The 5,772-nt window shown below is 69.1% G+C and carries 6 protein-coding genes; all 6 read left to right on the top strand.

The genetic code is table 11. From position 1 onward, the window contains the following. A partial coding sequence (locus tag QAT43_RS13795) for a type IV toxin-antitoxin system AbiEi family antitoxin (RefSeq protein WP_305043667.1) occupies positions 1 to 563 on the top strand: 563 nt, incomplete at its 5' end. Continuing rightward, entirely contained in the window at positions 560 to 1,318 is a 759-nt protein-coding gene (larB, locus tag QAT43_RS13790) for a nickel pincer cofactor biosynthesis protein LarB (RefSeq protein ID WP_305043666.1), read from the top strand. The genes QAT43_RS13795 and larB, both read left to right, overlap by 4 nt. Continuing rightward, positions 1,315 to 2,496, top strand: a complete 1,182-nt coding sequence (gene larC / locus QAT43_RS13785; RefSeq protein WP_305043665.1) for a nickel pincer cofactor biosynthesis protein LarC — start codon at positions 1,315 to 1,317, stop codon at positions 2,494 to 2,496. The genes larB and larC overlap by 4 nt, the downstream gene beginning before the upstream one ends. After that, a complete protein-coding gene (locus QAT43_RS13780) occupies positions 2,493 to 2,966 on the top strand; it encodes a phosphatidylglycerophosphatase A family protein (protein ID WP_305043664.1) in 474 nt (157 codons plus the stop codon). The genes larC and QAT43_RS13780 overlap by 4 nt, the downstream gene beginning before the upstream one ends. Before the next feature lie 23 nt (positions 2,967 to 2,989). After that, a complete protein-coding gene (locus tag QAT43_RS13775; protein ID WP_305043663.1) occupies positions 2,990 to 4,240 on the top strand; it encodes a CinA family nicotinamide mononucleotide deamidase-related protein in 1,251 nt (416 codons plus the stop codon). 44 nt (positions 4,241 to 4,284) lie between these two features. Next, on the top strand, positions 4,285 to 5,772 hold a 1,488-nt coding region (locus tag QAT43_RS13770; RefSeq protein WP_305043662.1), incomplete at its 3' end, for a PAS domain S-box protein.

The following is a 5,772-nucleotide window of genomic DNA, read 5'->3' as shown; positions in this document are numbered from 1 at the left end:
GGGCGGTCGGTCCGGTCCTCAAGGAACTCGCCGAGCGCGGCTACAGCTTCGAGGACGAAACGGGCAAGCGCCGCCTGCGCAACCGCCTCGATCTGTTCCGGCGCTGGGAAATCGGCTACCTGGAGCGACTGCGCCCCAAGCTGCTGGTCGAGCATTGCCGTCCCCTCGGAGAGCTGGGCGTCGGTACCCTGCCGGAGTTGATCCGCCAGCAGCAGCTGCACGGCCAAATCCAGATCGGCGGAGAATTGGGCGCCGCCCTGGCTCTGGAAGGCAGCCAGCCCCGCCAGGCGAGTCTCCACGTCAAGGGCGATCCCCTGGCCATCATGCTGCGCCTGCGACTGGTCCCCGATCCCCAGGGTGAGGTGTGCCTGCTCCATGCCCTGGGCGGGCGCGCCACGCCGCAAGCAGAGCGGCTCACCCTCGCCGACCCCCTGCTGCTGCACGCCGAACTGCTGGCCGGCGGCGGGCCGCGCGATGCCCTGGCCGCCCGGATTTTCGAGCGCTTTCTCGCGCGTCACCTGCAACCCCGCGATGGCGGACCCGGCACGGAAAGGCCCTCATGAACCGCACCGAACTCAAGGATTTGCTCGGCGCCCTGCAAGAGGGCCGCGTCAGCCTCGACCAGGCCCTGGACCGCCTGCAACGCCTGCCCTTCGAGGACATCGGCGTGGCCATGATCGATCACCACCGCGAACTGCGCCAGGGCGCGCCCGAAGTGGTGTTCGGCGAGGGCAAGACCATCGCCCAGCTGGAAGCCATCGTCGCGCGCATGCAGGAGCGCGGCGGCAACATCCTCGTCACCCGCCTCGACGCGGCCAAGGGCGCGGCGCTGCTCGCCCGTCATCCCAGCGGCCGGTTCGATCCCGACGGTCGCACCTTCACCCTGGTGCAGAAAGCCGTGGCCACGGCCGGGCGCGGCACCATCGCGGTGGTCGCCGCCGGCACCTCCGACCTGCCCGTGGCGCGCGAAGCCGCCGTCACCGCCCGACTGCTCGGCCACGAGGTCGAGGAACTGGTGGATGTGGGCGTCGCCGGCCTGCACCGGCTCTTCGCCCGTGCCGAGGTGCTGCGGCGCGCCGCGGTGATCATCGTCGTCGCCGGCATGGAAGGGGCGCTGCCCTCGGTGGTCGGCGGGCTGGTCGCCGCACCGGTCATCGCCGTGCCGACCTCCGTGGGCTACGGCGCGGCCTTCGGCGGGGTGGCGGCGCTGCTCGGCATGCTCAATTCCTGCGCTGCGGGCATCACCGTGGTCAACATCGACAACGGCTTCGGCGCGGCCTATGCCGCCCACCGCATCAACCGCGGCGAGACGCCATGAACATCCTCTATCTCGATCCCTTCGCCGGCATCTCCGGCGATATGTTCCTCGGCCTGCTGGTCGATTTCGGCGTGCCCCTCGCCACGTTGGAAACCGCCCTTGCCGCCCTGCCCGTCGCCGGCTGGCGGCTGAGCGCCGCCCAGGAGCGCCGCCAGGGCATCGCCGGCACCCGTCTGCGGGTCGAATGCGCGGAAACCCATCACCACCGCACCTGGCTTGACATCGACCGCATGCTCGCCGCCGCCGCCCTGCCCGCGGAAACGGCGGCCCTGGCGCGGCGCATCTTCCGCCGCATCGGCGCGGCGGAAGCCAAGGTACACGGCATCGCCTTGGAAGAGGTGCATTTCCACGAGGTCGGCGCCCTCGATTCCATCGTCGATATCGTCGGCGCCGCCGCCGGCCTGCTCGCCCTCGGTGTCGACGAGGTAATCTGTGGTCCCTTGCCCTTGAGCCAGGGCTTCGTGCGCTGCGCCCACGGCAATTTTCCCCTGCCGGCACCGGCGACGGTGGAAATCCTTAAGGGCGTTCCGGTGATCGACGGCCGCTGCGAAGCCGAGCTGGTCACCCCGACGGGCGCGGCGATCGCCGCCGAAATCGCGCGCTTCGCACCGCTGCCGGCCATGCGCGTGCGGCGCGGCGGCTACGGCGTGGGCAGCCGCCAGCTTGACGATCGCCCCAACCTGCTGCGCGGCATTCTCGGCGAAAGCTGCGCCGCGGGTGGCGAGTGCGATCAGGTCGAGGTGCTCGAAACCCATCTCGACGACGCCAATCCCGAATGGCTCGGGGCGCTGATGGAGGATCTCCTCGCGGCGGGCGCCCTGGATGTCGCCTTCCTGCCCCTGCACATGAAGAAAAACCGCCCCGGCGTCGGCGTGCGCGTCATCGCCGCCCCGCCGGACGGCGCGGCCCTGGCGGAGCGATTGTTGCGCGAGTGCAGCGCCATCGGCGTGCGCCGCTCCCTCACCGAGCGCGTCAAGCTGCAACGCGAAGCCGCCCAGGTCGAAACCCCCCTGGGCCCGGCGGCGGTCAAGCTGCTGCGCCGGGACGGCAGGCTGCTGCGCGTCAGCGCCGAGTACGAAAGCTGCCGCCGTCTCGCCCAGGCCAGCGGCCGGCCCCTGCCTGAAGTCTACCGGCTGGTGGAGCGCGCCGCCGACGACCTTTTCCGGGAGCGGCGATGAAGACCGCGCGCACCCTGGAACAGCGCCTGATTCTGCTGCTCTCCAGCAACGGCGGGCTCGGCTATTTTCCCTGGGCGCCGGGCACCGTCGGCACCCTCGCGGGGATTCCCGCCTTCTGGCTGCTGGCGCGGCTGTCCGCTCCCCTCTACGCCCTGACCTGGGTCGCCCTGCTGTTTCTGGCCTGCTGGGTCGCCGCCGGGGCCGGGCGTCTTTATGGCGTGGTCGATGATCGGCGCATTGTCATCGACGAACTGGTGGGCTATCTTGTCACCGTGGCGTTTTTGCCCTTTTCCTGGACCACGGCGCTGCTCGGCTTTGTATTTTTCCGGTTCTTCGACGTGGTCAAGATTTGGCCCGCCAGCTGGTGCGACCGGCGCATGAAGAACGGCGTCGGCGTCGTGCTCGACGACGTCGCGGCGGGCATCCACGCGGCCCTGGCCCTGCGGCTGTGCCTGGCATGGATCAGTTGAATCTCTTGGCAGCGGAGGCGCGTGTGGATCTCGACATCGCGGTTCTCGCCATCGGCGACGAACTGCTCAACGGCGAACTGGCCGACACCAACACGGCAGCCATCGGGCAGTTGCTCAACGCTCGAGGCTACCGCCTGCGCGAAAGCCGCGCGGTGCCCGACGAGGAGCCGGCCATCGTCGCCGCCCTGCGTGAACTGGCGGGTCGTCATGAGGTCGTGGCCGTCACCGGCGGACTGGGTCCGACCCGCGACGACCTCACCGCCCGCGCCGCGGCCCAGGCTTTTGGCCGTCCCCTGGTGCTCAACGACGAGGCCCTGGCGCTGATCCGCGCCTTTTTCCGCGACCAAGGCCTGGAGATGGAGCCGCGCAACGAAAAGCAGGCCTTGCTGCCGCAGAAATGCACGGTGCTGCCCAATCCCCTGGGCACCGCCCCCGGCTTTCTGCTTCGCGAAGGGCGCTGCCGGCTGCTGTTCTTCCCCGGAGTGCCGGTGGAGATGCAGGCCATGGCCGAAATCGAACTGCTGCCGCGCCTGGAGGCGCTGAGCGGCGGGCAGCCGCCGCAGTGCGAGCGGATGCTCAAGATCTTCGGTCTCTCCGAGCCGCGCATCGAAAGCCTGCTGGCCGGACTCACAATGCCGGAGGGCGTGAGGGTCGGCTTCGGCGTCGATTTTCCCCTGGTGCACCTCAAGCTGCGCGCCCGCGGCGAGGACGCCGAGGAGCGGCTCGACCAGGCCGAAGTCATCACGCAACGCCGTCTGGGTGAGTTCATCGTCGCGCGGGGCCGCGAAACCCTGGCGCAGACGGTGGCGCGGCTGCTCACCGCCAGCGGCCTGAGCCTGTCGCTGGCCGAATCCTGCACCGGCGGCCTGGTGGCGGCCTGGCTCACCGATATTCCCGGGGCCTCGGCATTTCTCGACCGCGGCGCGGTGACCTATTCCAATCAGGCCAAAAACGATTGGCTCGGCGTATCCAAGCGCATCCTCCATGAGCAGGGGGCGGTCAGCGAGACCTGTGCCCGCGCCATGGCCACCGGCCTGCGCCAGAGCACTCGCACCGACCTGTGCGTGGCGATCACCGGCATCGCCGGTCCCGACGGCGGCACCGAGGAAAAACCGGTGGGCACGGTATTCATCGCCCTTTCGGCCAACGACGCCGAGCAGGCCAAGGGTTATCGTTTCAGCGGCACGCGCGAGCAGATCCGCAAGCTCAGCGCCTGCATGGCCTTGGAATGGATCCGCCGTTACCTGATCGAGCGGGGCCGGCCCAAAACCTGAAGTTTCGCAGCAGCGATCCGCAACCTCACCTGCCAGGGGACGTCATGATCGCCAGAGCATCGCACAATTCGCGCAAATGGCTGCCGGCAGTCCTGCTGATGGCCGCCTTTGCTGTTTTTTCTCCCGCGGCCCAGGCCCAGGAGACCGAGCGGCGTACCGTCCACCGACCCGTCCTTGCCCTGTTGCCGCAAGGCGTTGCCCTGCTGCTGGGCCTCGGGCTGGGCGCGCTGCTGGTTCATCAGCGCCGTCGCCTGCGCAACCTGGGGGAACAGCTCGGCACCCAGGAGCAATCCCTCGCCGGCGCGGACCTCGAGCTTGAGCGGGCGCAACGCCGCTTCCAGCAGCTGCTCGATCATGCCGGCGACGCCATCTTCTTCATCGATCCGCAAGACGGGCGGCTGCTGCTGATCAACCGCCAGGCCGAGGAGATGCTCGGCTACAGTGCCGAGGAGATCCGCGGCCAATCCCTCGCCGTGCTCTTTCCCGGTCGTCACGAACGGCGCTACCTGCGGCTTATGCGCCAGGTGCTGCGCGACGGCTACGGCGAGGAACCCAACCTCCACTTCCGCCATAAAAACGGTCAGCGGCTGATCGGCGCGGTTCAGGCGCGCCTCGGCCGGTTCGACGATGAACCCGTGGTCCATGGCGCGATTCGCGACGTGACCCGCGTCCGGCAGGCGGAACAGCAACTGCGGCGCAAGAACCGCGAACTCACCCTGCTCAACGAAATCGCGCGCCGCATCGCTGGGCACCGCCGCCTCGACGAACTGCTGCAAACCATCCTCGAGGATGTCATCGGCGTTTTCGAAGCCCAGGGCGGCGGCATCTTTCTGGTGCAGCAGGGCGGCAACAGCCTGCAGCTGGCCGCCCATCGCAACATCGAACCCGAAGTGTTGGAGGATATTCGCCGCGTACCGCCGGGCACGGGCATGGCCGCGCGCGTCGCCGCCACCGGCCAGCCACAAGGCTCCGCCGATCTGCAAAATGATCTGCGCCTGCGCAGCCAGGCCATCCGCAGCGCCGGCTGGCGTGGCTTCCAGGCCATCCCCCTGCGCGCCCAGGAACAGACCGTGGGGGTGCTGTTTCTCTACAACCGCGACCGACGCGTGCTCAGCCGCGAGGAAATTCACCTGCTGCTAGCCATCGGCCACCAGGTCGGCAGCGCCATCCAGGGAGCCGAACTCTACGAGGCCCTGCGCTGGCAGAACCGCCTCACCGAGGCCGGCAACCGCGAGCTGGAACGCTCACGCCGTCAGCTGCGCGAGAACCTCGACCAGGCACAGCGCCACAACCGTGAACTGGCGCGCCTGGAGCGCATGAAAAGCAACTTCATGGCCCTCGCATCCCATGAGCTGCGCACCCCGCTGACCTGCATCCTCTCCGGCACGCAGCTGCTCGGCCAAAAGCTCGAAGCGCGCCTCGACACCGAGGACCGGCAGCTCCTGGGCGCCATTTTGCAAGGCGGGACCCGGCTTGAGGCGATCGTGCGCGACATGCTCGAGGCGGCGCGCCTGGAATCGGACAGCCTCTAT

The sequence above is a fragment of the Geoalkalibacter sp. genome, from assembly GCF_030604225.1.
In the GTDB taxonomy this organism is placed as follows: domain Bacteria; phylum Desulfobacterota; class Desulfuromonadia; order Desulfuromonadales; family Geoalkalibacteraceae; genus Geoalkalibacter.
Note: the sequence above shows the minus strand (reverse complement) of the source record. Positions and strands in the feature narration are given on the sequence as shown.